Consider the following 23,039-nt stretch of genomic DNA (forward strand, 5'->3'; position numbering starts at 1 on the left):
ATAAATTGACCTGTATAACTCCTTACCAAGGTTTCCTTTTAATATTTTAAAACGGTACTTCGGAGTCCAAACAATATGATATTTGCAACGCCAATAAACATGTGATGAACTTCTATAATCGCCCATGCTTTTCGTTTCCTCTTACTTGTGGTGAATAAGAAGTCTCTTTTAGCATGGGCGTAATTCAGGCTATAGCCTCAAGGAACAATCACCACCGCCAGAGGCGGTGGTTTGGGGATGACAATCAAATAGAACACCGCCTAAGGTTGAGCCCAGCCCGATAGCCAATTGGATAACCGCCACCATTAAGCCGCCAGCGACTTCAGAATCATCCGGCATAGTTCGCGCAAGCCAAGTCCACCATGCAACGGGCGCCGAAGTAGCAACGCCGCCCCACAATGCAAGCAGCGTCGTTACGGCAACACTGCTATCGCTAAACAGGATTAACGCTAAAGCAATTACCGCCATCACCAACGGAATAAAGATTAACGTGCGGTAGAGATTATTTTTCAAAAACACACTGACAAGCAGCGTCCCCATAAAACCCGCCACACCCATCACCAGCAAAATGAACGACAAGTTATTGCTCTCTACGTGGATAGCGGTTTCCAGAAACGGACGCACATAAGTAAACAGCGCAAACTGCCCCATAAAGAACAACACAATTGCCAACATCCCCAATCGAACCAAAGGCTTGTTTAATAGAGAAAACACAAACGCAATAAGCGCGACGGGCACCAAGCCGAAAAAGGCACCTCGCCAGCCAATATGCGCACCAAGGTAACTACCCAGCGGCGCAGCAATCACCATAGCCAGCGCGTTGCCACCATTGAATATCGCCAAGGCTTTAGGGATCTTCTCCGTTGGCACCAGACGGATCGCCGACGCGCCAGACAAAGACCAAAATCCACCAATCACGACACCAATCAAAGAGCGGCCCAGCATATAAATTAAGTAGTTAGGGGCATAAGCAATCACAATGCCCGATACCAGCATTAACGATATGAGCCCAAGTAGGAGTGACCTGCGATCCGTATCTTTAGCGATTGATGCGATACTCAAACTGGTTAACACGGCAAAAAAACCAGATATAGCAATGCCCTGCCCGACCAATCCTTCACTCACATTCAAATCCGCGGCAATCGGTGTCAGCAAACTAACAGGCATAAATTCCGAGGCGACCAAGACAAACACGCATAACGACATCGCCAGCACGCCACTCCAATTTGCCGTTTGTTGTTGACTCGCTTGCTGAATCGCACAGCATGGTTCTAACGTTTCGCATACCTGAGTGGTCATTACATACCTATCAATGGTTAAATTTAAATCTGATTGACTTTGTGGTAGCTATTGTTTCAAATGCACTGGAACCTTACTAGCTAATGAATGCTTATAGAGCTTATTAGCTCAGCTAATCAAAGTGGTATAGAAAACAGTATGATGAAACGGAATCTGAACGACCTTTTATGCTTCGTCACCGTCGCTCGCGAAGGCAGTTTTACCCGAGCCGCCGCCTTGCTCGGTGTCACCCAATCAGCACTGAGCCAAGCGATCAGTGGTTTAGAGACCCGACTTGAAATCAGGCTGTTAACGCGCACCACCCGCAGCGTATCGACGACAGTGGCTGGCGAACGCCTGTTACATGCAATAGGTAATCGATTTGATGAAATTGAATCCGAGCTGGATGCACTAACGGCCATGCGTGATAAACCTGCCGGAACAGTCAGGATTACCTGCGGTGATTTCGTGCTGCGAACCTTACTCATCCCAAAACTGTCGCCGTTACTCCACAATTATCCCGATATTAAAATAGAATTCGATGTGAATTATGGCTTTAGGGACATAGTTGCAGATCGTTTCGATGCCGGCATCCGCTTAGGCGATACCATAGATAAAGACATGATCGCGATCCCTATCGGCCCCCATCAAACAATGGCGGCCGTGGCGACTCCCGCTTATTTTGCACAGCACCCCATCCCCAAACACCCGCAGGATCTTATCGAGCATAATTGCATTAACATTCGCTTCCCGACCCACGGTGGTTTGTATGTATGGGAATTTGAAAAAAACGGCAAGCAATTGAATGTGCATGTGGACGGCCAACTTATCTTTAACGCATCGCACCACATAGTCGATGCAGCCTTGCAAAGCAATGGTATAGCTTACCTGCCTGAAGCAGAGTTTGAACCCCATATCAAAGAAGGGCGTTTAGTCAAAGTACTAGAAGACTGGAGCCAGTCTTTTGCCGGCTATTATCTGTATTACCCCAGTCGCCGCCAACCCTCCCCCGCTTTTACACTAGTCGCCGAAGCACTGCGCATGTCGTGATAGTGCATTACAGTTTTGGTAATTTTATGGACGACTGATTTGGACTTGTCAGATAAAAGCCACTACATAGCATTATGCTGATATTCAATACAAAATGTGATTGTGCTCAACATCATCCAAACAGATGATAGAAATTATACGAGCTGTCTAGCACCGATTATTGTTCTAGAAACGACCCCAAGAACTTGATATGCGATGTCGCTGATACGCAAAGTTGCGAAAACATCGCGGAGTAAAAACGGTTTTTTAGCCTAAAACCAAGTTTGTGAATTCTAGAAATGGGTCACTTCAGAAAAAAGAAAATAAAAGTACACTAAAACCTAATGGCGACATTTACCTGCAAGAACGGTAAAATGCCCCCATTGTCATTGGGGAGTAGTCATCCTTAGCCTCCCACTAAGGAGTCCACGTCAACAAAATTGAGGTCTAACACCTCATGGCGTGGTCAGCCTCTGCGAATGCGGAGAGCCAGGCGAGACCTTTGGCCGCAATACGCTTTCCCAGCCGGGCGAGCAGTGTTGTCGTGCCATTGGATTATTGCTCGCCCGGCCGGATTGCTCACATGATCCTTACTCTTACTCTGTTTTTCATCTCAGCAGGTACCATTTATTTGGCCTGCGAATACTTCGTCAACGGCATCGAATGGTTCGGCCGCCGTTTGAATCTTGGCGCGACAGCAGTGGGTTCAGTACTTGCTGCCTTCGGTACAGCACTACCTGAAACAGCGGTGACCTTCATTGCCGTTGTCTTCGGCAAAACACCAGAGCAAAAAGACATTGGCGTCGGCGCAGCCATGGGCGGTCCGCTCGTTCTCGCTACCTTAGCCTATGCAGTAGTCGGCTTGGCACTGATTTACCACCATCGCCGCCTTCAACGGGAAACGTATCATGTACGTGCCGATCACGCCCGTATGAGTCACGACCAGCTCGCCTTTCTCGCAGTGTTTGTAGTGAAAGTGGCACTTGGCCTAATCGCCTTTGCCATCAAGCCGTGGCTGGGTGTCTTGTTTCTCGCCGCCTACGCAATCTATGTCTGGCGTGAAATTCAGGAGAGCGACACAGCGCCTGAAGAAGAGATTGAACCTCTAAAAATTCAACCTTCCATGACGGAGCCATCGTTAAAATGGGCGGCGCTGCAAGCCGTGTTGTCCCTGATAGTTATAGGCATTGCATCCCATATATTTGTAGGTCAACTTGAGGCCATTGGCACAGCGCTACAATGGTCACCACACTTGGTAGCATTGCTGCTGAGTCCGGTGGCGACGGAGCTGCCCGAGATGATGAACACACTCATATGGATACGGCAAGGAAAGGAACGCTTGGCATTGGCCAATATTTCTGGTGCCATGATGATTCAGGCAACGATTCCCAGTGCGTTGGGTATCTTCTTTACGCCATGGCTTTTTGATGGCCCACTGATGGCGGCAGGAGTCATTACTGCTTTGGCTATTATTTTTTTATGGCAGCTATTTCGACGAGGCGTTGTCGATGCGCGTGCATTGGTCGCAGTAAGCTCATTGTACGGCATATTTGCCTTGCTGATTGCGTTCTACTTCCCTCTCTAAGGAGCAAAGTGTCAGAGAACGCCGTGTGGTACGGCGTTCCTATTTGGCTAAATTTGCCCAACACGCCATGAGTGTAATGTTAAATTTTGTAAATGTTGCAAAAAATTGATTTAAATGAATTAAACTTTTCAGCGATCCTTGTGACCATCAGTAGTGATGATCAATGTATATATATCGTCACAAAAGCACTACGCACAGCGATATACCACCCGAACGATTTGGTTGCGCACTATGGTGGTGAGAAATTTATTTGTCTATTACCGGATACTCAGCATTTAGGCGCTATGAACATACCTCATCGTCAACGCAGTGCTCGCTTTACATTTACTCTAGTTTCCAAGCGGTCACCATTAACTGGCGTTGTGCGTATTCAATCTCATCGGCATTTGAAATGGCAAACGCTTATTGAATCCGCAGATAAGCAATCATACTTAGCTAAAAAGCATGGACGTAATCAAGTCAGCAGGGCCACCTTGCTACGGTAAACAGCATTATTGAGTGCCAATCGTAAATTTTGATTTTTGAAATTATCAAAGTTGAAATGTGAGATGAATCATGTAGTGTTTGGATAAATAGAATCATTGACTACAAGACCAAAATGCATCATGCATTTGACGATTTCTAACTGACAATTAGGCTTAGTGAAGTATCTTTTCAGAGCTGGCGCAGTCATTGAAAGCTCTGTAGTGGTTTAATTTCCCTACATTAATTAAAGAGAAACTATTTATGTTTGTGATCGATCAAATTATTCTCCTCGCCGCGATTTTGATTATTCTTGGTATTTTATCCAGTAAATTGTCTGCGAGATTGGGTTTACCCGTACTGGTGCTCTTTCTCATGGTGGGCATGTTAGCTGGTGAGGATGGCCCTGGAGGTATTGTTTTTGATAATGCACAAATTGCTCACGCGCTTGGGTCTTTAGCTTTAGCCATTATTTTGTTTGATGGTGGTTTGCAAACACCCATCGCGTCGATTAAGCAAGTGTGGAAGCCTGCTTCTGTGTTAGCGACTTTAGGCGTATTGGTGACTGCCATGATCACTGGTGCTGCAGCTGCTTATATTCTAGATGTTTCCTTACTTTACGGTTTACTGATTGGTGCCATTGTTGGTTCAACCGATGCCGCCGCTGTTTTCTCATTACTGCGTAATGCAGGTATTCATATCAACCCACGCCTTAAAGCCACATTAGAAATTGAAAGTGCGACTAACGATCCTATGGCAATTTTTTTAACAGTTGGCTTATTGGAGGTCATGGTCAAAGGGCTTGAACCAGGGACTGGATTATTGATGCTGTTTATCCAGCAAATGGGTATCGGCTCCGCAGTGGGTTTAGCGGCAGGCTGGTTATCAGTACGTATAATTAATCGTATCCATCTGACGACCTCTGGATTATATCCAGTGATGGTCGCGGCATTTGGTTTACTGTCCTTTGGCGTAGCAGCTAATCTTGGCGGCAGCGGCTTTTTAGCTATTTTTATCGCTGGTGTGGTGATAGGAAATAGTCGTTTTGTTTTTCAGCGCAGTACCTTTTTATTTCACGATGGTTTGGCATGGTTAGGTCAGATTGTTATGTTTGTTTTTTTAGGCTTGCTGATTAATCCTTTATCTTTGCTGGATGTCTGGCAGGAAGGACTGATGATTGCAATCGTCCTGACCTTAATCGCGCGACCCTTGTCGGTAATCCCTGTACTGAAGATTTTTGGCTTTAATGCACGTGAAATTACCCTAGTATCCTGGGTTGGGTTACGTGGTTCGGTGCCTATTATTCTGGCTATATATCCGCTGATTTATGGCCTGCCAGGTGCCAGTCTTATTTTTAGCGTAGTGTTTTTCGTCGTGTTAATTTCAGCGACAATACAGGGGTCAACATTACCCTGGGTTGCACGCGCTTTAGGACTTACGGAACCGCCTCCTGCGACACCTGCAGCGACACTGGAAATTACTGCTTTAGGCGATGTGGATGCTGACATTGTCGAGTATCAATTGGGCGATACCTCACGCGCTTCTGGTCGCCGTTTATCCCAAATGGCTTTACCTGACGGTACAGTAGTGGCGATGATAACCAGAGGAAACAATGTAATTCCACCTAGGGGATCAACCTTCCTGTATGCTGGCGATCATTTATTTATTGTGATGAAGCCCGATGTGCGTGAGTTTGTTGATCTGGTTTGCTCTGGTGTTGCAGAAGTCAATCATTATGAATTACCTACGAGTGAATTGAAGTTGAAAGGCTACACCAAAGTAGCAGATTTAAAGCACTCCTACGGTATTGAACTCTCTGCTAATGATAATTTGTCATTAGATGAAGTGCTACGTCAGAGCTTGACTGACGAGCCGACCTTAGGTGCAAGTAAAGATTTTGGTGAAGTAATATTGCATGTTCGTGAGATGGTGGGTTCGAGGATTGCGACAGTGGGTATCGTACCGAACTCAGCCAATGAAAACTGATACCAAAACAATCATTTGTAAAAGCCTAGTTTCATTGTGATCAATATAGAGATCACACCTAAGCTCAGTGCATCATTTAATCGCGAATGATTTCGCATAGGTATCTGTCCGAACCTTTGATAAAATCCGGTCAACGGGTTAGCAGTCTTGGTGGACAACCGGCTAACCCGCCAGCCCTCGTAAGAGGGCGTTCTTTCTAATTCATTCTATCTAGCAGTGCCATTTCGGCTTTTCTTAGCCAGAAGATGTAGGACTTTTTGCTGTCAAATCCCATTAAGGCCCACTGCTCTTTGCACAGGTAATGGGCGCGAATAGCACGTTTGCAGTTTATGGATAACTGCTCAACGAGGTGGTCATAATGCGCGACATGGGCAGGCACGTTGAGTTCATGCTTTAAGTTGCCACCGCCCAATGCTTCGCCTAAACGGTCGCAGGCGCTGCGGTTCGAAAACCCCTTGCCCAATTCTTGGTACACCCAATAACGGCCCCAGCGATACAGCCCTAACCGCAGTGCCTTAATGTTCATCATCTGCTCGGGTTCATCGCTAAAGCCCATTGGCCACCTCATTTATCTTCTCAATCGAAAGCTTAAACACATCAAGGCATATCGATGTCACATCGTCATAGGGCGCAGTAGTACGGCCATTTTCCCAACGTTGATAAGTGTTACGACTAATGCCGTAAATCTCAGCCACTTCGTCTTGGGTCATGCCCCGTAAACTGCGCCCTACTTTCAATACATCCGCGGCGCGATTAGCCATAAATCCTCCTGCGTGAAGTCCATAACTCACTCGTTTTATTTCTAATTATTATTGTCATCGTCATAACCCCCCCACTAACATTGGCTCGTCCGTCTCAGTGGTCGATTGGCGCATAATCTCGGGCGCCACATCATCAAGCCCCAGTGTGATTAAGTGTGTGTGGGAGGTAAATGCCTTAAACCGAATCGTTTCACTCCAATATTGCGCAGTGCGAATGCTCACCGGCCCTACATCGTAAGGGAACAAAACGCTCATACGACGGACATTGAAGCGGTGATCTGCATCGGCGAGGCGTTTTATTGCAACGCGGCGGGCCATTCACAAAAGCAAGCTGACATTGCGCAGCACAATGCTAAGGCCGAAGCCTTTAAACAGCGACTGTTATCACTGCGCCCTGCTCTCACCTTCACGGCGTTTAACGGTGCATATCATCCACAGGTATATTGCACTGCGATATTCACTTTTGAGGGCAATCAAATTGGCGGCTCAGTGTCCTATAACAAGGCTGGCGAGCTTGATTAGCGAATCAAACACTGATTTGCCTGCATGGCAAACATACCAAACTCTGCCCAGCACCAAGGAGAATCGGCATGAAGCAATCTGCAGTCATCAAAGACGCTTTACGCCAGTGGTACACCCTGCCCCGCAAACAAGCCGGCAGCTGCCAACAATTTTTAAAACGACTCGCCGAGGAATTGGCAAAGGAAGGTAAATGATGATTTCGGCCCAATCGACCGTGGATCAACAAATACAAGAGCCGCTCTTTCTTACCACTAAGGAAGTCATGACGCGCTACCGGATTAGCTCATCAGCCACGCTTTGGAAGTGGCGGAGAAACGACGCTATCCATAATGGCCGCCATTACTTAAAAGCGTCGCTCGATAAGTGGGATGAAAAACAGCAAGTCGCGGCTTGAATTGATTTATTAAGCCTTAAGATAAAGCCCCATTTTTGGGGCTTTATTTTTAGACCTTTATCGATGGACTGTTAGGCCATAAACTCATCGCCTTCGACATTACAGCCTTTACTACCACAGTTAGTGCCTACTGCTACAGCATCAGCGATGATAGCGGCGAGTCCTGTGCCGACCAGTACTATTTGGGCAATTAACAAGACACCATCGGTTGATATCCATGCGACCACTGTCGCGATGAATGATACCGCAGCAACTATGGCTCCAAACCAGCTTAGGCCATTGACGTTTCTAACAAAGCTATACATCGTCATTGATAACATAGCGTTTTAATGAGCTGAAAAACTGCATCTAGCAGCCCCTAAAAGAAGGCTGTAGCGATCAGTTCATCATTTTTAAGGTTAGTTCAAATGTGACTTTTAACAAAGGCTCACTTCGCTGGATGTTCAACAACAATCGCGTTAGTGGCAATAGTGAACTGATTGAATCATTCATGCGATATTTTGATGTTTTACCGTCCCATTCTATCGGGCTGCAGCCGAGACGTTATGTACTCTAAACCTGCTTGATAACCTGCGGTTTCTGTTGTGTCACCGTTTTTGGCTATTAAATAAGTGGCTTTAAACATCATCAGATTACAGATGGTAAGATAATAAAAATCATCGTCTTGCTTGAAAGCACAAAACTTTTTCCACGGTATGGTGATGGATTTACCGCAAGGGGGCACAAACGTTAGCATCGAGGCTGTGGCGGTCACTGTATGGCACCCTTCTAGGCTCGCAAGGCTCTGTAAGGTTGTATTTTCAATCGTTCGATCCAGAGTGGTTATCTTGCCTGCAAATTTGTTAGCTTGATTTTCGGCGATGTTTTTTAATACAAATTTCCACACAAGAAGGTAAGTGATAGCGCAAATTGCGATTGCGATATATGTCTCTGGGGTGTGAATTTCTACGAAAAAATAAAACATTAGTAACGGGGATAATAACGGGATCCATAGGAGTAATGCACGAATGATAAGGGCATATAACCACTTAGCTAAACGAGCATTCTTTGCAATGCGTGCTGAATTTATTCTTTCCGCGATTGTGATTAACTGTTCCCGCGTGATTAAAAATTTTAGTTCCATGACGTCCTTGCTTAACGTTAATCCGAACACTGTGCCAAGTACATGATTAATTGAGTTGAAATGACTAAACCATAAATAAAGCTAATATTGAACAGATAACAGTTTACCTTGTGTCGAATTGAGCTCCAATGCACCTAATTACAAAGGGGTGTTTCTGCTGCACTGTAACGCAACTGATTTACATACTAAATAAGCTCACCATTTTCTGCTGTCAGCGACAAACATGCCTAACCCCTTCTTTCTAACACGACTATTTTGCTATCACCCAGAGCTGCCAATCTCAGCTTATTTGTCCATTTTTCATAGGCCTCAGCTTGATCATCTAACCAATCATGTTTGTTGTACACCGCCATCACCCCGCCTAATAGATGGCCTAGCATCTTCTCTGCCACATGGGCAACACCCCAGCTTCTAACATTCTGGTCGATAATGTGCGTCTAAAATCCTGAATACGCCAGTCAGGGATTTCTAGTCTTAGTTTGATCTCGCGGACCAGCTTATTTACTGAAGCGATGTTGCCTGGGCACTTAAGATCGTTTGCTGCGGGAAAACTCCATGGCGAGTGATAGAGGTTCCACTGTTCTTGTAATATGTCGAATAAGGCGGGACTGATTGGCCTCCGGATTGACAAATTAGTTTTGCTATTATTTATCGGAAGGTCCAGACCATCGACTCAAGGTCAAAATCAGCCCGTTTGGATTTTAATATTTCTGATATACGCCCCCGTTAGTAAACATGCCTTGATGGCATTGGTTACTGCTTTGGGCGCGCGACATTTATCAAGCTCACGGATGATTTTGCCACACTCTAGAATGGTGAGTACTCGCGAACCGACTTTGGGCGCGGAGCCCACATCACTGACTCGTAGTTGAAGGACATCAACAAGCGATATCATTTGCCGGCGAACGGACCAGCTAAGCACCGTCTTTAATTGTTTGAGTATCGCGCCTGCGGTGACTCTACTATGAATTGCCTTTTTATCGAAAAAATCTATCCACTCGCCGAGTGTGATACTTTCGACTTTGCGATCAGCAAAGGCATCATAGAGATGTGCTCTAAAGCAGGATTGGTACGTAGCAACAGTGCCCGGCTTAAGTGCTGCACTTCGCGCCGATAAAAACTGTTCACTGCAATCCCTCAGGGTTGTCTGGTCCACAAATGTGTTGCACTGTTTCCAAAACACACGTGGATCTATATTATTTGCCACTGAGTTCCGTAACTCAGGGATCAGTTTCCTTGTGTCAGCTAGTTTCAAATCAGGATAACGACCAAGGGAGCATATATGGACCCATCCGGTTTGCAAGACATTCGATAGCGATTTTGAGAAGAGTTCATTGCACCCATATATCCGGCCTGTTATTGAGGGATTCCTCTGGCCCTGATGGATATCTGCTTCTACTGTCCTTATCATCCTTGCGGCTTCATTATGAGCCTATGCCCGACTAAGGTTTTCAGTAGATCAGTCTGACTGTCTCATCATCAAATCAAGTGTCTTAGCAACTTGCTGGCTGGTTAATTATTAGCATTTATTGAATCTATTCAGCACTATACTGGAAGTCGATATTCTTCGTCATGCGCCGCGATAACCCATGCCATTCTCGCGAGTTTATTGGCGACGGCTACACAGGCTCGGTTAAAACCTCGGCGTTCTGCTAACTGGATTGCCCAGCAACTAAATTTATCCTGTTTATGACAACTGTGCTGTAACACCGCTCTGGCGCCGTGGATGAACAGGGTGCGTAAATACGCATTTCCCCGCTTGCTTATCCCAAGGAGGTTATCTTTACCTCCGCTGCTGTGTTGTTTGGGAACCAAGCCACACCAAGCTGAAAAGTGCTTGCCATTAGTGAAGTCTTTACCATCACCTGCGGCGGCATAAAAGGCAGTAGCGGTGACTGGGCCAATACCAGGGATAGTTTCTAAACGCTGGCAAATCACATTGTTCTTAGTTTCAGTGAGCACTTGAACGTCACAACCCTTAAGCCGTTTTTCTATATCACTAAATTCTTCATATAACTGATAAAAAATGGCCCGACCTTTGGTAGTCAGCGCATTGGTTTCATCCGCTAAAATATCTGGGAACTGTACTTTAAAAGCCGATTTACTTTTGGTCATCACAATGCCGTATTCCGCTAACATCCCTCTGACTTGATTGATTAAGGCGGTTGATTGTTTAGTTAATCGTTCGCGCATGCGGTGGAGCAGTTGCACATCTTGCTGCGCGACGCCTTTGGGTTTTACAAACCGCATGTTGGGTCGCTGCGCAGCTTCAGCGATGGCTAAGGCATCGTTGTAGTCATTTTTATTACCTTGCCGAAAAGGCACCACAAATTGAGGTGCGATTAGCTTGACGTTATGGCCCAACAGCTCAAATTCTCTGGCCCAGTAATTTGCTCCACCACAGGCTTCCATCACAATTAGGCACGGCTCAATTTGAGCAAGAAAGGGAAGCAAGTCTTTGCGTCTAAGCATTTTCTTTTTAATTAACTTGCCAGCTTTATCGACACCAACAAGATGAAAAACAGACTTTGCGATATCTAAACCAATTGTAGTAATCTTCATAAGTGGACCCGTCCTCTTTCTGATGAGTTTTAGCGACTACATCGTGGCCCATTGCGAGGCCGATTAAAAGTGGATGGGTCCATTCCATTATCCATGTTGATTATCAATCCTAAATCGATACTGCCATGTTATAGTCCCTGCAGGGATAATACGAACGCTTAAGCCGTCGCGGTCTGCAAGCTCTGGTTTCTCTAAATATGGATTGCCGTTTATTGCACGTAACCAATTGTCAGATAAAGACATTTTAATTACCCTGTGTACATGTGATTTTAGCTAATCTGACGCAGAACCCAATATATACAGATTATGTACTCACATCGAAGAGCTGCATACTAAATTGATGTGAATGACAACGAATCCAATTAAAGCAATTTAACTACTGATAACATGAAGTTACATGCTTTAGAGAACGAAAATAAATGAAGATGAAAGACGATAAAGCAGGGTCGATTTTTTGGCACGACTACGAAACATTTGGAGCGAACCCAGCGAAAGACAGACCCTCGCAATTTGCTGGCATTCGCACGGATTTAGATCTCAATATCATCGGCGAGCCTGAGACATTCTATTGTAAGCAAGCCACTGATTATTTGCCGTCTCCGGAAGCAATATTAATCACAGGGATCACTCCACAGTTAGCTAATTTAAAAGGCATCCCTGAAACTGAGTTTATGGGACGAATTCAAGCGCTATTTAGCCAACCAAACACTTGTGTTGCAGGTTATAACTCACTGCGTTTTGACGATGAAGTGACCCGTTATGGCTTTTATCGGAACTTTATCGATCCCTATGCCCGTGAATGGCAAAATGGCAACTCTCGTTGGGATATCATTGATTTAGTGCGCGCTTGTTACGCATTTAGGCCTGAAGGTATTAACTGGCCGACAAAGGAAGATGGCTCTCCGAGTTTTAAGCTAGAACATCTGACCCAAGCGAATGGTTTAAGCCATGAGAAAGCCCATGATGCTATGTCTGATGTGTATGCAACCATCGCCATGGCAAAACTCATTCGCGAGAAACAGCCTAAGTTATATCAGTACTATTTTGACCTGCGCCGTAAGCAAGCGGTTAGCGATCAAATCGATGTGCTCAATATGCAGCCTTTGGTTCACGTGAGCTCTAAAATTAGTGCGCGCAATGGTTGTGCAACGTTGATTTCACCCGTAGCGCACCATCCTACTAACAAAAATGCCATTATTTGCGTTAATTTAGCCATGGATTTAACGCCGCTATTCGAGCTAGATGTCGAGCAAATTAAAACGCGCATGTATACGTCAAGAGCCGATCTTGCCGAAGATGAATTACCTATCGCAGTAAAACAAATTCATCTTAATAAGTGCCCTTTTATCACCTCGGCAAAAATCCTCAGTGATGAGCATGCCGTTCGTTTAGGCATAGATAAAGAATTTGCCAGAGAGCAGTATAAACGCCTAAAACGTCACCCAGAATTACGCGAAAAACTGGCGCTATTATTTGAGCACGATGACAGCAGAGTGACCACAGATCCCGATTTGATGCTGTATTCTGGTGGGTTCTTTAGCCAAGCTGATAAAGCAAAAATGGAAATCATCCGTCATACCCTACCGCAAAATCTAGCGGCGTTAGATTTGCAGTTTGATGATCCACGTATTCCTGAGATGCTGTTTCGTTACCGCGCCCGTAATTACCCTGAACTACTCGATGATACAGAGTCGCAGCGCTGGCGTGAATTCTGTCAAAGTCGCTTAGCCGATCAAGACTACGTACTTAAATTAGAAAATTTGCTACAAGAAACACAAGCGGATGAGACTAAGCAAAAGCTACTTGCTGCCCTTTGTCATTATTTGCGTGAACTTTAAGTTGTGTAAATTCAAGCTTAAGTCTTTTGTTTTATAGTCTTAAGCTTATTTGTGTGCACCAATAGACTCACTCTATACGTGAGTAACATAAGTTTATCACTCTCGATAGCACTGACATTGACAGCGTATAAACGCGAGCTAACTCGCATTTATGCTGTAACAAAATTACTAGAATGTTCTTCCATGAACTTAACAAATAAGGAATAGGGAAATGCAAGATAGATTCATTCGTAGCATAACCCAACTGCCAACGCCGTTAGCCGATGCACTTATCCCAATGTTGCACCAGAATTTTGCTGGATACATTGATGCGCAGCAACTTGCTACGCTAACAAGTGCAAGCAAAATGACCGAAGCAGAAGTGTTATTAGCATTACTGCCGATAGCAGCGGCATTGGCCAAACCGCCTATCAGTGAGTTTTATGTCGGCGCGATAGCCAAAGGTAAAAGTGGCGATATCTACATGGGGGCCAACTTAGAATTACCCGGTGAAGCGTTATTTCATTCTGTCCATGCAGAACAAAGCGCTATCAGCCACGCATGGCTCAGTGGTGAAAGCCAAATTGTTGATATCATAGTTAATGCCAGTCCTTGCGGTCATTGTCGTCAGTTTATGAATGAACTGGTTGAAGGGAGCAAGATCTGCATTCATCTACCCGCACAGGAAAGCCATCCTCTGGCCTATTATTTACCCTATGCTTTTGGGCCAAAAGACTTAAATGTCACTTCGCCCTTAATGGCCAAGCAACAAACTGAATTTGCTCTAGACAGTGCCGATCCTATGATCATAGAAGGCTTAGATCATGCAGGTTTAAGCTATGCACCTTACACCCAAAGTTTTGCCGCTGTGGTATTAGAAACCCATGATGGCGCAACCTATTGTGGTCGCTACGCAGAAAATGCGGCATTCAATCCTTCTATGCTGCCTATGCAGATGGCCTTATCAAATCTGGCGCGCCACAATCGTGAGTTTAGCGATATCAGCCGTGCGGTTTTAATTGAGTCATCTCAAGGAAAAATCAGCTTAGTTGGCGCGACTATGGATGCGCTCCATACCGTTGCCGCCATCGAACTTGAGCACATAGTGGTAGATCCAGTGTAACGTCTGCTTCAAGATGCCAAGGTGCTTCAAAATGCCAACGGCGAAATACGTTAATGCGTATTTCGCCGTTCGATTATCCACTTAAAGCTTAAAAATCAATTATCGTAAGCAATTCTGACGGCTAATCATACTCCATCCTGTCTTCTACTAACCACGTCATTGAACTTAGCTAGAGACTCCCCCTTACGCTCCTCCATCCTAATAAAACAAGCTTGCCGCTCCACTTCCGACATAACGCGCCACGCTAAAATTTCATCAAGATGCCTGAAACAACCTAAACAAATATCTTGCTGATCTAAACAACAATTTCGAATACAAGGAGTTACATTAGGATCATTCTGACCAGACGGCATATTCATTGCCACAAGGTTCAACAAAATGGAATCGACGGCCTCCCGGAAAACTAAAGATGTCAGCTGTGATAATGCCACCAGCTGTTACGACAGCCGTCAGAGTCAATTCTAAGTTCTGGCTGTAGATCACAATCAGCGGGCAACCTTTTGCGAGGGTGAAATTCACGTCGGCTTGATAGAATCCCCCAGTAATGCCGACATCCATAAAGCAACTGTATTCAGGGCCATAATCGACATAGGTCCATCCAAAAACCTGGCTAAAAAAGGCCTTAGAACTCGCAATGTCGCGACTTGGGATTTCCAAATAATTGATACTGTGGTGACGGTTCATAGACTTCCTTGCTATTTAATCAGGGCACAAAATGATGAACATAAAATGCGTAAGTAAAAATGGGAGCCAAAGCTCCCATTCTATTCGCGGCTTTAACTCAGGTTAACCTTGGATTAAAGCTGCGGCAAGTCCAATCAGACCGCCAAACACGCCGCCCCAAATCACTAACCAACCTAAGTGCGTTTGGATCATGTCCTGAACGATTTGTTTCACCATTTGTGGTGTTAACTCGTTTAATCTTTGTTCCACTATGTTAGCAATTTTAGTTTGCAGATCGGCCATCACATTTGGCTGTTCAATTTCTTGTTTCAGCAACTCGTGAAATGCATCGCTTTGTGCCATTTCAACTAAAGAAGCTTTCATCTTTACAATAAACGGCTCTTTTAACGGCAATAAGGCATCTGTGCCACCAAACATAGACAACATGCCGCCAAAGGAAGATTGGGCGACTGTGCTAATTAACGCATCAAAAGAAGGCGCTAAATCAACCTTTTCAATCACTGGCGCCAAGTCTATTTTACTCAGCCCTTCTTTTTCAGACAGGAATCGGTCGATATTTTCAGTGGTAAAAAACTGTTTCATCATCAAATGAGCAATGCCCGCCTTAAACTCTTCAAAACGAGAAGGCACGACTCCCGAACCATAGAGTCCGGGGACTTTCTCAAACAACATATAAACTGCAACCCAGTTGGTAATTGCACCCGATAAAGCAAATAATCCGACATTCAGGACAATTGCCGAATTCATCAGGTAACCCACTACGACCAAAGCAGCCGCCAATAAATTCGTCACTAAACTCTTATTCAATCTCATATCCCCTAAGGTGGCATCGATAAGATGCAAAACTCGCCTATATTAACAAGTTAACGGGAGTCAGGTCTAACACTCAAACCACAGTAAACAAACCCGTTTTAAAATCTGTTTTCAGTGCTAAGTCTTGGCGCGAGGGGCAAGATGAAGCCCATCAACTAAGCCGCAGCGCCACTGAGCCACAAGAAGCTGATTAGCCAGCACCAAATAAAGTGAATCTCCTTGTAGAACATTAAGTTAATTTAATGTTTGCCGACCTAAAAAACGCAAAAATTTTAATTTACCGTCTGTGAATTATCAACTTACCTCAACTACACTCAATCAAGATAACGCACAAAAAATATGGCTCAAAATACAGACGGTACTGAACACTGACCGTTAACCTCGGCTCAAAACACAAAATTTACCCAAAATAGAATAAAGGATGCGCTTATGGAATCGGCTTTTAACACTGCAGGGGCGTTAAGTTGGCATGAATTGACAACCAATAATACCGAAGAAGCTATGCACTTCTATGCTGAGATTTTTGGCTGGCACTTTAAAACCGTCAAAATGCCCCACGGTAATTATCATATTATTGAAAATCAGGGCGTCAGCATTGGGGGGATCACCGATAGTTTGCTCCCAATGCTTCCCTCACATTGGACTGGCTACATTACCGTTAACGATGTCGATCAAGTCGCTATCAGCGCAAAAAAACTTGGCGGGGATATTCTGTTTGGTCCTGAAGATATACCCGAAGTAGGCCGTTTTTGTTGGATAAAAGATCCACAAGGCGCCATTATTGCAGCGATTAGTTATTTAAATCACTGAGCAAAAATAGCGTCCAACATGGTGAGCATTGACGACTCAAATCATCAGCCATAGGCTGAAACACATGTAGTTATCAATGTAGATGATAGGTTACCACTCAGGAACGTCTTAGATCAGAAGACGTTATTGTCTGTGTAATACCAAGATTTCATTGGTAAAAATATAAATAATTTCTGGAAATATTAGCATTATTCGCTAGAATGTCCGTACTTATGGAAGTTTTTCCCTGTCTTATGCATTGGAGCCTTGATATTAATGCTGACCCAGTTATCGCAATTCAGACACTCTTTTTTTGCCCTCCCAAGATACCTGCGAGTGATTATTTACCTCACAGCAGTCTACCTTAGCTATGTCTGCACATTAGGTTTAATCCTCCCCTATGCGATAACCACGCTGGCACCAGAAAAACTCTCAACTCTGCTCGGTCGTCCCGTCACCCTCGGCGATATACGCATTAACCCTTTTAATTTCAAAGTCGAAATCGACCAACTGGCCATTAAAGAAAAAGACGACAAACCTTTTGCTGGTATTGCACAAGTCCAATTCGAAATACACTTTTGGCGATCTGTTTTTAATCGCGCCGCCGTTATCGAAAACATACACATACAAGCGCCCTACGCACATATCATTCGCGTGGAGAAAAAAGGGAAAGCTGGATTCAACTTCGACGATATTCTGCAGACCCTGAACGAGCATTCATCCACGAGCACAGAAACAGCCCCCACAGAAGCCAGTTCACCCGTTCGTGTCCTGCTCAGCCAATTTGTGTTAGATGCGGGACAATTTAACTTCGATGACAAAATTACCCATGCTCAAGTGAACTACCCCAATATCAATCTAAAACTCAGTTCCCTTGATACTGAATATTTGATGGCGGCATCATCGGCATCGATAACACCAGCCATAAAAGTAAACAAAGTTGATAATACGACACCAAACGCCCAATCAACGTCTGACTCACCCATTGTGCCTATCAAGCACAATCACTATGCGATACAACTCAGTGATGATCATGCTGGTGAAATCAGTTTGCAGGGGCAATTCCAATTGTTCCCGCTAAAAGTTGCGGGTGACATCCAAGTCGCCAAACTCAAACTGACACCACTATGGCGATTTATCGACGATCAATTTAATCCCGTCCTCACGGATGGCGAGCTCAGTATTAAAACTCAGTATCAAGTGGATCTTGCCGAGAATGGCGAGTTACAAGTCATCAGCAACAATGGCCAGTTTATTGTTGAAAAACTTAACATTAACGACAAAGATCGCTCAGTGGTAAAGCTCCCCATGTTAGCCCTCGACGGCATTTCAGCCAACTTGAAGCAGCAGAAAGTGCATATCAACAAACTCCACAGCGATGGCCTAACAATGAGTGCCATTTTGAACCAAGACGGGCTCGATCTTGTTGGCTTATTCATGCCTAAATCGTTAAGCGCCTCCACAACGACTACGCAGCCGGTTGCTAAACCAACCGATGCTAAATCGCTAGAACGCGTACAAGTTGCGCAAGTCGAAGAAAAACGTCAAATAGCAGAGACTGCCACTGGTCCAAGCGATAGCGCAAACAAAGCAACGGAAAGCGAATTAGCCGCAACTAACGAGAGTGATAAAACAGAACAAAAGACAGAAGCGACCGCAAATGTCACCACTGATGCCACTAAAGAAACCGCTGCAGAAGTCGCTTCTGAGGCAGATCCTCTGCTGCCAATCAAGCAAACACCAGTAACGACGTCAACTGACACTTGGTTAGTGCAACTCGATGCGCTCAATATTGAAAACTATGACCTTAATCTATCGGAACAAAAGCTAACGGCCACACCGCAGCAATGGCGAGTGTATCCGCTTAATTTTTCAACTAAGGTCATAACGAGTACCTTAACCGCTCCGATTGAATATGAGCTACAACTCAGCCTCAATGATCAAGGTACTTTGAGCTCTCAAGGCCAAGTCGATGTGACGGGCGAAACCATAGATGCCAATATCCAACTCGATAAGCTGGCATTAACCCAATTTCAGCCCTATTTAGCGCCCTACGTGAATATCCAGCTCAAGAGCGGTCTATTAAGCTCAGCAGGCAAGCTGACCGCCGATGCTAAAGGCAAAGCCATTTACGGTGGTAGTGTTGAGCTCGATGATTTAGCTATTCATGACAAATTGCGTAATGCTCCACTGGTCAAATGGCAAAAGATGAATATCAATCAACTGGATTTTGACCAACAGAAAAATCAAATCAAAATTGATCACTTAGCCTTTAATCAACCCTACGCCAAAGTGGTGATAGCCAAAGATAGAACCACTAATATCAGCGATCTTATCGTTGAGGCTCCGGCAGCAAATAGCAAGACAACTAAAAACACAACCACAGCCAGTGCTAAACAAACCGAGCTGCAAACGGCAAGCAAGACAACGCCTGAGCTGAGCCTCGATATTCAAAAAATTAGCTTTAGCCAAGGCTCTGCTTACTTTGCCGATAACTCACTGACTCCGAATTTTGCTTCGGGAATTGAGCTGCTTGAAGGTAATATCACTCACTTGTCGTCAACGCCAGGGACGAAGGCCTCGGTCGATATCAAAGGTAAAATAGACAAGTATGCGCCTGTAACCCTAAAAGGCGATATTAACCCTTTGCTAGATATGCCATATTTAGATCTCGATTTAGTCTTTAAGAGTGTTGAGTTAACCTCAGTCAATCCTTACTCAGGCACCTATGCGGGTTACTACATAGATAAAGGGCAGCTATCGTTATCGTTGAACTATCAACTCGATAAGAACAAGCTCAAGGGCAGTAACCATCTGGTCATAGACCAACTGAAACTTGGTAAACCCAGTGACAGTGACCTTGCCACTAGCTTACCCATCACGCTCGCGATTGCCCTGCTGCAGGACCGTAACGGCGTGATTGATTTAGGCATGGAAGTCTCTGGCGATTTAGACTCACCTAGCTTTAGTGTCGGCAGCATCATAATGACGGCGATTACCAATGTGATCACTAAAGCCGTCACAGCGCCCTTCACTTTCTTAGCAGGACTCATAGGCTCTGACGAAACCTTAGATAAGATAAGCTTTGCCGCAGGCAAATTCAACCTAAGTGAAGATGAGCAAAAAAGTTTAGACAAACTCGCTAGCGCCTTACTCGACAGACCTATGCTCAAGCTCAGCGTTGAAGGGGAAGTCGATGCCATCAATGACAGCCAAGCCATTGCTGAGCGCATCATGAAGCGTAAATTGGCTAAATTAGCCAATATTGAATTTAGTGCGTTACCTGATGATTTAAGTCCGAGTCAATTCCCGACCCAAGGGCCGCTTGCCGATGCGCTAGTAAAGCTTTATGAACAAGAAGTTAAAGCCGATCCTGCCCAAATAAAAGACACTGTTATCGCAGAGGCCAAAGACGCGCAGCTTTCAGATGACGAAATCACCACCCGCTGGCATATCGCTTTATATAATCTGTCGGTAAAAGCACAGAATGTTAACGATGGCATGTTGGGTAATTTAGCCCAAGAAAGAGCAAAAGCCGTTAAAGCTTACCTTGTGGACGTGAAAGAAATTGCTCCAGAGCGGATCTTCTTGCTCGAAAGCCGAGTGAGTTTAACCCAGAATGCAGCCCAAGTGAGCCTTACCATTGATGCTCAATAACTCAGCCAATTAACTGCTTTTTATATAAAACTAAGCCCGCTAAAGTTCGACTTTAGCGGGCTTTTACCTTATGGCTAAGTGTCATAACCAATCAAAAAACCATACTTCTACAATCAAATCATCTATCTGTTAATTCACTCTAAAATGTTGGCCGTGCTTGGTGCCATAGGTTACACTCTGCGGCCTTTATACAACTGAGATCACAGTTTTTAAACGACTGGATCCCAGACTCGCCGCACGCTTTCTGTGGCGCCATGACGCACAAATGTTCTTCCACAAAAATTATCATTAAGGTCAATAACATGTTTATCATTCGCTGGATTTTAGGCAGGATTATTCTGTTTTTAAACTTCGTATTTAGCCCTAAGAAGCGCCAACGTCCACTGGCTGAGCAACAAAAAATTGATGCTCAAACTCAAGCATTAGCCCTGTATCAATATCCTGCATGCCCATTTTGTGTAAAAGTCCGCCGTGCAATGCGTCGCCAAGGACTCAACATAGTGACCCACGACGCTAAAAAAGCGCCACACAAAGATGAGCTCGTCGCCCAAGGTGGCAAACAGCAAGTGCCTTGTTTGCGCATTGAAGAAAACGGCCAAGTACAGTGGTTGTATGAATCTAAAGAAATCATTAACTACTTAGACCAACGCTTCGCCTAAATCGCGGTGTAACAGTCTGTGTAAATCTCCAAATAAGTGCGCCCAGTACCTTTTTTAATGAACTGTTCAATCGACTTTTCAATGAACTTTACAATGGGTTTTCCGTTGAAATATCGAGGTTTCGGGCGCAGTTCTTTTATTGCGTTGTTTTATCACATTCTTTTATCGCATTTACTTACGCCACTATCGCATTTACTTACGCCACAAATATTCACGGTCAGAATAATCAAATAACCACTGGGGCTGATACACCACCAATAGCGTCACCGCCATGCCATTAAGCAATGCCTCTGGGAATGCCAGCAAAGGGATTAGCATCAGGTAGTCGTCTACTAACACATTCCAATCGTAATCCGCCGCAGACCACAACCACGTCGCCCAACTCAATTGATGAAACACAGTTGAGAGGCCCGCATTGATAAAACCACCGACGAAGATGAATACAAAAATATGCTTAGGAAATAAATGGTAACTGCGACTGTATAGGATAAAACACAGAAACAGCGGCACAGCCATAGCGAACAAACTAAAAGCACCAAAATCAGCGGGCTGCTTTAATACAAAAAGACTAAAAAAAGCACTCGGCAATAGCAACACTAGGGTCGCAAGACGCCAGCCGAACATCAGCATACAAGTGACAATTCCCAGAAAATGCAGATGCAACCCAGTTTGAATACTGGCATTTAACGACCACAGTGCATTGATCCCCACCAACGTCAGCAACAAACGTAATTGGAGATGTTTATCCCGCCGGAGCTGCACTAACTCTTCTTTTGGCCATATGGCGTAGAGCCATAACGCCAAGAACATAAGGCATATACCTTGAGTCAGGCCCATATCCCATTCGATTTGCGCCCATTTATTCGACCAAAACGCCCACATTACTCGCCCATCCTTAATCCATTACACCTATCGGCGCGTACTCACCCTATGAGAATGCCATAAATCCATGAACTTTAGGGCCATATTAAGGTATTCTTCTGTCAGTTAATAACTAAGAGTTAAATTTGATTATGCCGTTTCGATATCTCAGCCTTGCCATCTTAAGTTGTTTCTCGCTCATCGCCTGCAGCAGTGCGCCAATTGACCCGAGTGAACTCGCCGGAAAATTACGGGATAAGTTGACGACAGATATTAAAAGCGATGGCCTTAAACTCTTCAGCTACAAAGCTCGTCTGGTCGATGAAAAGTCGACACTGAATGATACAGACCGCCCTTTTCCACACGAGGCACGCATACGTAATATGCAAGATCCCCGTGAGCAACGTCGCGCGATGCAAGATCTACAGGACTCATTAGAAATTTGGGGGAGACAGGTTGATTTAGGTTTAATCAAAACCCTTGAAATGACGGGTTATTGCCGCGAAGGTTATATTGAATTAAGCCGAATTATCGAGCCTGGTCGAGGAGAAATCCGCGGTGAGTGCCAAGAGGGGGCAACCAATGCTGATAAACACAAATTTATGAGCTATTAACTAAACTCAAAGTAATGAAGAAACGTGCACAGTTACCAATACAAAAAACTTAAATCGGCTAAAAATAGCGAAAACGATAATAAGCAGAATAAAAAGCAAGCATGCGCGTATGAGACAATACGCGCATTCACATCACACTAGACTGATTCGGTCAGTGGCACAGCACGATTTTCCAATAACACAGGGATACCTTCAGTGATCGGATAAGCAAGTTTATCTGCCTTACAAATCAACTGCTGCGTCGTTTTATCGTACTCAAGTTTACCCTTACATACAGGGCAAGCCACTATATCTAACAATTTTTTATCGAATGCCATGGA

27 protein-coding genes, 1 pseudogene and 1 riboswitch are annotated in these 23,039 nt (G+C 44.7%); of the genes and pseudogenes, 13 read left to right on the forward strand and 15 right to left on the reverse strand.

Translation table 11 applies throughout. From position 1 onward, the window contains the following. Together L5M18_RS18475 and L5M18_RS18480 are read right to left on the reverse strand one after the other, a co-directional pair. Window positions 1-126: transposase (locus tag L5M18_RS18475; RefSeq protein WP_263196057.1), on the reverse strand; the 126-nt coding region annotated here is incomplete at its 3' end. Between the two features lie 63 nt (window positions 127-189). Continuing rightward, entirely contained in the window at window positions 190-1,299 is a 1,110-nt protein-coding gene (locus tag L5M18_RS18480; RefSeq protein WP_263198139.1) for an MFS transporter, read from the reverse strand. Between the two features lie 138 nt (window positions 1,300-1,437). Between L5M18_RS18480 and L5M18_RS18485 the strand changes: the two genes are divergently transcribed. The 4 genes from L5M18_RS18485 (at window position 1,438) to L5M18_RS18500 (ending at window position 6,340) form a co-directional block, all read left to right on the forward strand. Then, window positions 1,438-2,328, forward strand: coding sequence for a LysR family transcriptional regulator (locus L5M18_RS18485; protein WP_198572231.1), 891 nt, complete (start codon window positions 1,438-1,440; stop codon window positions 2,326-2,328). Window positions 2,329-2,686: 358 nt separating this feature from the next. Then, window positions 2,687-2,798, forward strand: a riboswitch (yybP-ykoY riboswitch). A gap of 92 nt (window positions 2,799-2,890) precedes the next feature. Then, window positions 2,891-3,892 carry a sodium:calcium antiporter gene (locus L5M18_RS18490; protein WP_263198142.1) on the forward strand — a complete coding sequence of 334 codons (1,002 nt, stop codon included), beginning with the start codon at window positions 2,891-2,893 and terminating at the stop codon, window positions 3,890-3,892. 92 nt (window positions 3,893-3,984) lie between these two features. Further along, a complete protein-coding gene (locus L5M18_RS18495) occupies window positions 3,985-4,377 on the forward strand; it encodes a GGDEF domain-containing protein (RefSeq protein WP_263198145.1) in 393 nt (130 codons plus the stop codon). 241 nt (window positions 4,378-4,618) lie between these two features. Then, complete coding sequence (locus L5M18_RS18500; protein ID WP_263198147.1) at window positions 4,619-6,340, forward strand: potassium/proton antiporter; 1,722 nt, start codon at window positions 4,619-4,621, stop codon at window positions 6,338-6,340. 196 nt (window positions 6,341-6,536) lie between these two features. On the opposite strand, the gene L5M18_RS18505 is transcribed toward L5M18_RS18500, so the two are convergent. The 3 genes and pseudogenes from L5M18_RS18505 to L5M18_RS18515 form a co-directional block, all read right to left on the reverse strand. After that, the gene (locus L5M18_RS18505) at window positions 6,537-6,896 is read right to left on the reverse strand and encodes a hypothetical protein (protein ID WP_263198150.1); all 360 of its coding nucleotides are present in this window, start codon (window positions 6,894-6,896) and stop codon (window positions 6,537-6,539) included. Beyond that, window positions 6,886-7,101 (reverse strand): helix-turn-helix transcriptional regulator, encoded by a 216-nt coding sequence (locus tag L5M18_RS18510; RefSeq protein ID WP_263198152.1) that lies wholly within the window; start codon window positions 7,099-7,101, stop codon window positions 6,886-6,888. The genes L5M18_RS18505 and L5M18_RS18510 overlap by 11 nt, the downstream gene beginning before the upstream one ends. A 60-nt stretch (window positions 7,102-7,161) precedes the next feature. After that, window positions 7,162-7,368 (reverse strand): annotated as a pseudogene (locus L5M18_RS18515) (integrase); the annotation flags it as partial. Between the two features lie 6 nt (window positions 7,369-7,374). On the opposite strand from L5M18_RS18515, the gene L5M18_RS18520 reads away from it, so the two are divergent. From L5M18_RS18520 to L5M18_RS18530, 3 genes are all read left to right on the forward strand, one after another. Continuing rightward, complete coding sequence (locus L5M18_RS18520) at window positions 7,375-7,623, forward strand: hypothetical protein (RefSeq protein ID WP_247651472.1); 249 nt, start codon at window positions 7,375-7,377, stop codon at window positions 7,621-7,623. A 68-nt stretch (window positions 7,624-7,691) separates the two neighbouring features. Continuing rightward, a complete protein-coding gene (locus tag L5M18_RS18525; RefSeq protein ID WP_012089916.1) occupies window positions 7,692-7,817 on the forward strand; it encodes a hypothetical protein in 126 nt (41 codons plus the stop codon). Further along, window positions 7,814-8,017, forward strand: a complete 204-nt coding sequence (locus tag L5M18_RS18530; protein ID WP_263198155.1) for a helix-turn-helix domain-containing protein — start codon at window positions 7,814-7,816, stop codon at window positions 8,015-8,017. The genes L5M18_RS18525 and L5M18_RS18530 overlap by 4 nt, the downstream gene beginning before the upstream one ends. A gap of 71 nt (window positions 8,018-8,088) precedes the next feature. Here the strand turns inward: L5M18_RS18530 and L5M18_RS18535 are convergent, their stop codons facing one another. The 5 genes from L5M18_RS18535 to L5M18_RS23525 all read right to left on the reverse strand — a co-directional run bounded on the left by L5M18_RS18535 (window position 8,089) and on the right by L5M18_RS23525 (window position 11,945). Beyond that, window positions 8,089-8,328: a hypothetical protein gene (locus L5M18_RS18535; RefSeq protein WP_263198157.1), complete on the reverse strand. Its 240-nt coding sequence runs from the start codon at window positions 8,326-8,328 to the stop codon at window positions 8,089-8,091. Between the two features lie 197 nt (window positions 8,329-8,525). Then, entirely contained in the window at window positions 8,526-9,140 is a 615-nt protein-coding gene (locus L5M18_RS18540) for a hypothetical protein (protein ID WP_263198160.1), read from the reverse strand. Window positions 9,141-9,825: 685 nt separating this feature from the next. Then, a complete protein-coding gene (locus L5M18_RS18545; RefSeq protein ID WP_263198162.1) occupies window positions 9,826-10,296 on the reverse strand; it encodes a hypothetical protein in 471 nt (156 codons plus the stop codon). 389 nt (window positions 10,297-10,685) lie between these two features. Further along, on the reverse strand, window positions 10,686-11,702 hold the full coding sequence (locus L5M18_RS18550; protein ID WP_263198163.1) for an IS110 family transposase: 1,017 nt from the start codon (window positions 11,700-11,702) through the stop codon (window positions 10,686-10,688). Window positions 11,703-11,789: 87 nt separating this feature from the next. Beyond that, window positions 11,790-11,945 (reverse strand): Arm DNA-binding domain-containing protein, encoded by a 156-nt coding sequence (locus tag L5M18_RS23525; protein ID WP_411569171.1) that lies wholly within the window; start codon window positions 11,943-11,945, stop codon window positions 11,790-11,792. A 176-nt stretch (window positions 11,946-12,121) separates the two neighbouring features. On the opposite strand from L5M18_RS23525, the gene sbcB reads away from it, so the two are divergent. Together sbcB and cdd are read left to right on the forward strand one after the other, a co-directional pair. Then, window positions 12,122-13,540: an exodeoxyribonuclease I gene (sbcB, locus tag L5M18_RS18555; RefSeq protein WP_263198166.1), complete on the forward strand. Its 1,419-nt coding sequence runs from the start codon at window positions 12,122-12,124 to the stop codon at window positions 13,538-13,540. 211 nt (window positions 13,541-13,751) lie between these two features. Next, complete coding sequence (gene cdd, locus L5M18_RS18560; RefSeq protein ID WP_263198168.1) at window positions 13,752-14,642, forward strand: cytidine deaminase; 891 nt, start codon at window positions 13,752-13,754, stop codon at window positions 14,640-14,642. A gap of 125 nt (window positions 14,643-14,767) precedes the next feature. Here the strand turns inward: cdd and L5M18_RS18565 are convergent, their stop codons facing one another. From L5M18_RS18565 to L5M18_RS18575, 3 genes are all read right to left on the reverse strand, one after another. Beyond that, window positions 14,768-15,001: a DUF1289 domain-containing protein gene (locus L5M18_RS18565; RefSeq protein WP_263198169.1), complete on the reverse strand. Its 234-nt coding sequence runs from the start codon at window positions 14,999-15,001 to the stop codon at window positions 14,768-14,770. Next, on the reverse strand, window positions 14,976-15,326 hold the full coding sequence (locus L5M18_RS18570; protein ID WP_105252887.1) for a VOC family protein: 351 nt from the start codon (window positions 15,324-15,326) through the stop codon (window positions 14,976-14,978). Before L5M18_RS18570 ends, L5M18_RS18565 begins: the two co-directional genes overlap by 26 nt. A gap of 102 nt (window positions 15,327-15,428) precedes the next feature. Then, entirely contained in the window at window positions 15,429-16,133 is a 705-nt protein-coding gene (locus L5M18_RS18575; protein WP_105253144.1) for a DUF445 domain-containing protein, read from the reverse strand. Window positions 16,134-16,568: 435 nt separating this feature from the next. Between L5M18_RS18575 and L5M18_RS18580 the strand changes: the two genes are divergently transcribed. The 3 genes from L5M18_RS18580 (at window position 16,569) to L5M18_RS18590 (ending at window position 21,244) form a co-directional block, all read left to right on the forward strand. Further along, on the forward strand, window positions 16,569-16,949 hold the full coding sequence (locus L5M18_RS18580) for a VOC family protein (protein ID WP_263198171.1): 381 nt from the start codon (window positions 16,569-16,571) through the stop codon (window positions 16,947-16,949). 255 nt (window positions 16,950-17,204) lie between these two features. Further along, complete coding sequence (locus tag L5M18_RS18585) at window positions 17,205-20,585, forward strand: DUF748 domain-containing protein (RefSeq protein WP_263198173.1); 3,381 nt, start codon at window positions 17,205-17,207, stop codon at window positions 20,583-20,585. Window positions 20,586-20,887: 302 nt separating this feature from the next. After that, on the forward strand, window positions 20,888-21,244 hold the full coding sequence (locus L5M18_RS18590) for a glutathione S-transferase N-terminal domain-containing protein (protein ID WP_263198174.1): 357 nt from the start codon (window positions 20,888-20,890) through the stop codon (window positions 21,242-21,244). Between the two features lie 192 nt (window positions 21,245-21,436). Here the strand turns inward: L5M18_RS18590 and L5M18_RS18595 are convergent, their stop codons facing one another. After that, window positions 21,437-22,126, reverse strand: a complete 690-nt coding sequence (locus tag L5M18_RS18595; RefSeq protein ID WP_263198175.1) for an energy-coupling factor ABC transporter permease — start codon at window positions 22,124-22,126, stop codon at window positions 21,437-21,439. 131 nt (window positions 22,127-22,257) lie between these two features. Between L5M18_RS18595 and L5M18_RS18600 the strand changes: the two genes are divergently transcribed. Further along, a complete protein-coding gene (locus tag L5M18_RS18600; RefSeq protein WP_263198177.1) occupies window positions 22,258-22,719 on the forward strand; it encodes a hypothetical protein in 462 nt (153 codons plus the stop codon). 137 nt (window positions 22,720-22,856) lie between these two features. Here the strand turns inward: L5M18_RS18600 and L5M18_RS18605 are convergent, their stop codons facing one another. Beyond that, window positions 22,857-23,036, reverse strand: a complete 180-nt coding sequence (locus L5M18_RS18605) for a Trm112 family protein (protein ID WP_006081200.1) — start codon at window positions 23,034-23,036, stop codon at window positions 22,857-22,859. Window positions 23,037-23,039: the final 3 nt, after the last annotated feature.

Source organism: Shewanella sp. SM20 (assembly GCF_025654545.1).
GTDB classification, from domain to species: domain Bacteria; phylum Pseudomonadota; class Gammaproteobacteria; order Enterobacterales; family Shewanellaceae; genus Shewanella; species Shewanella oncorhynchi.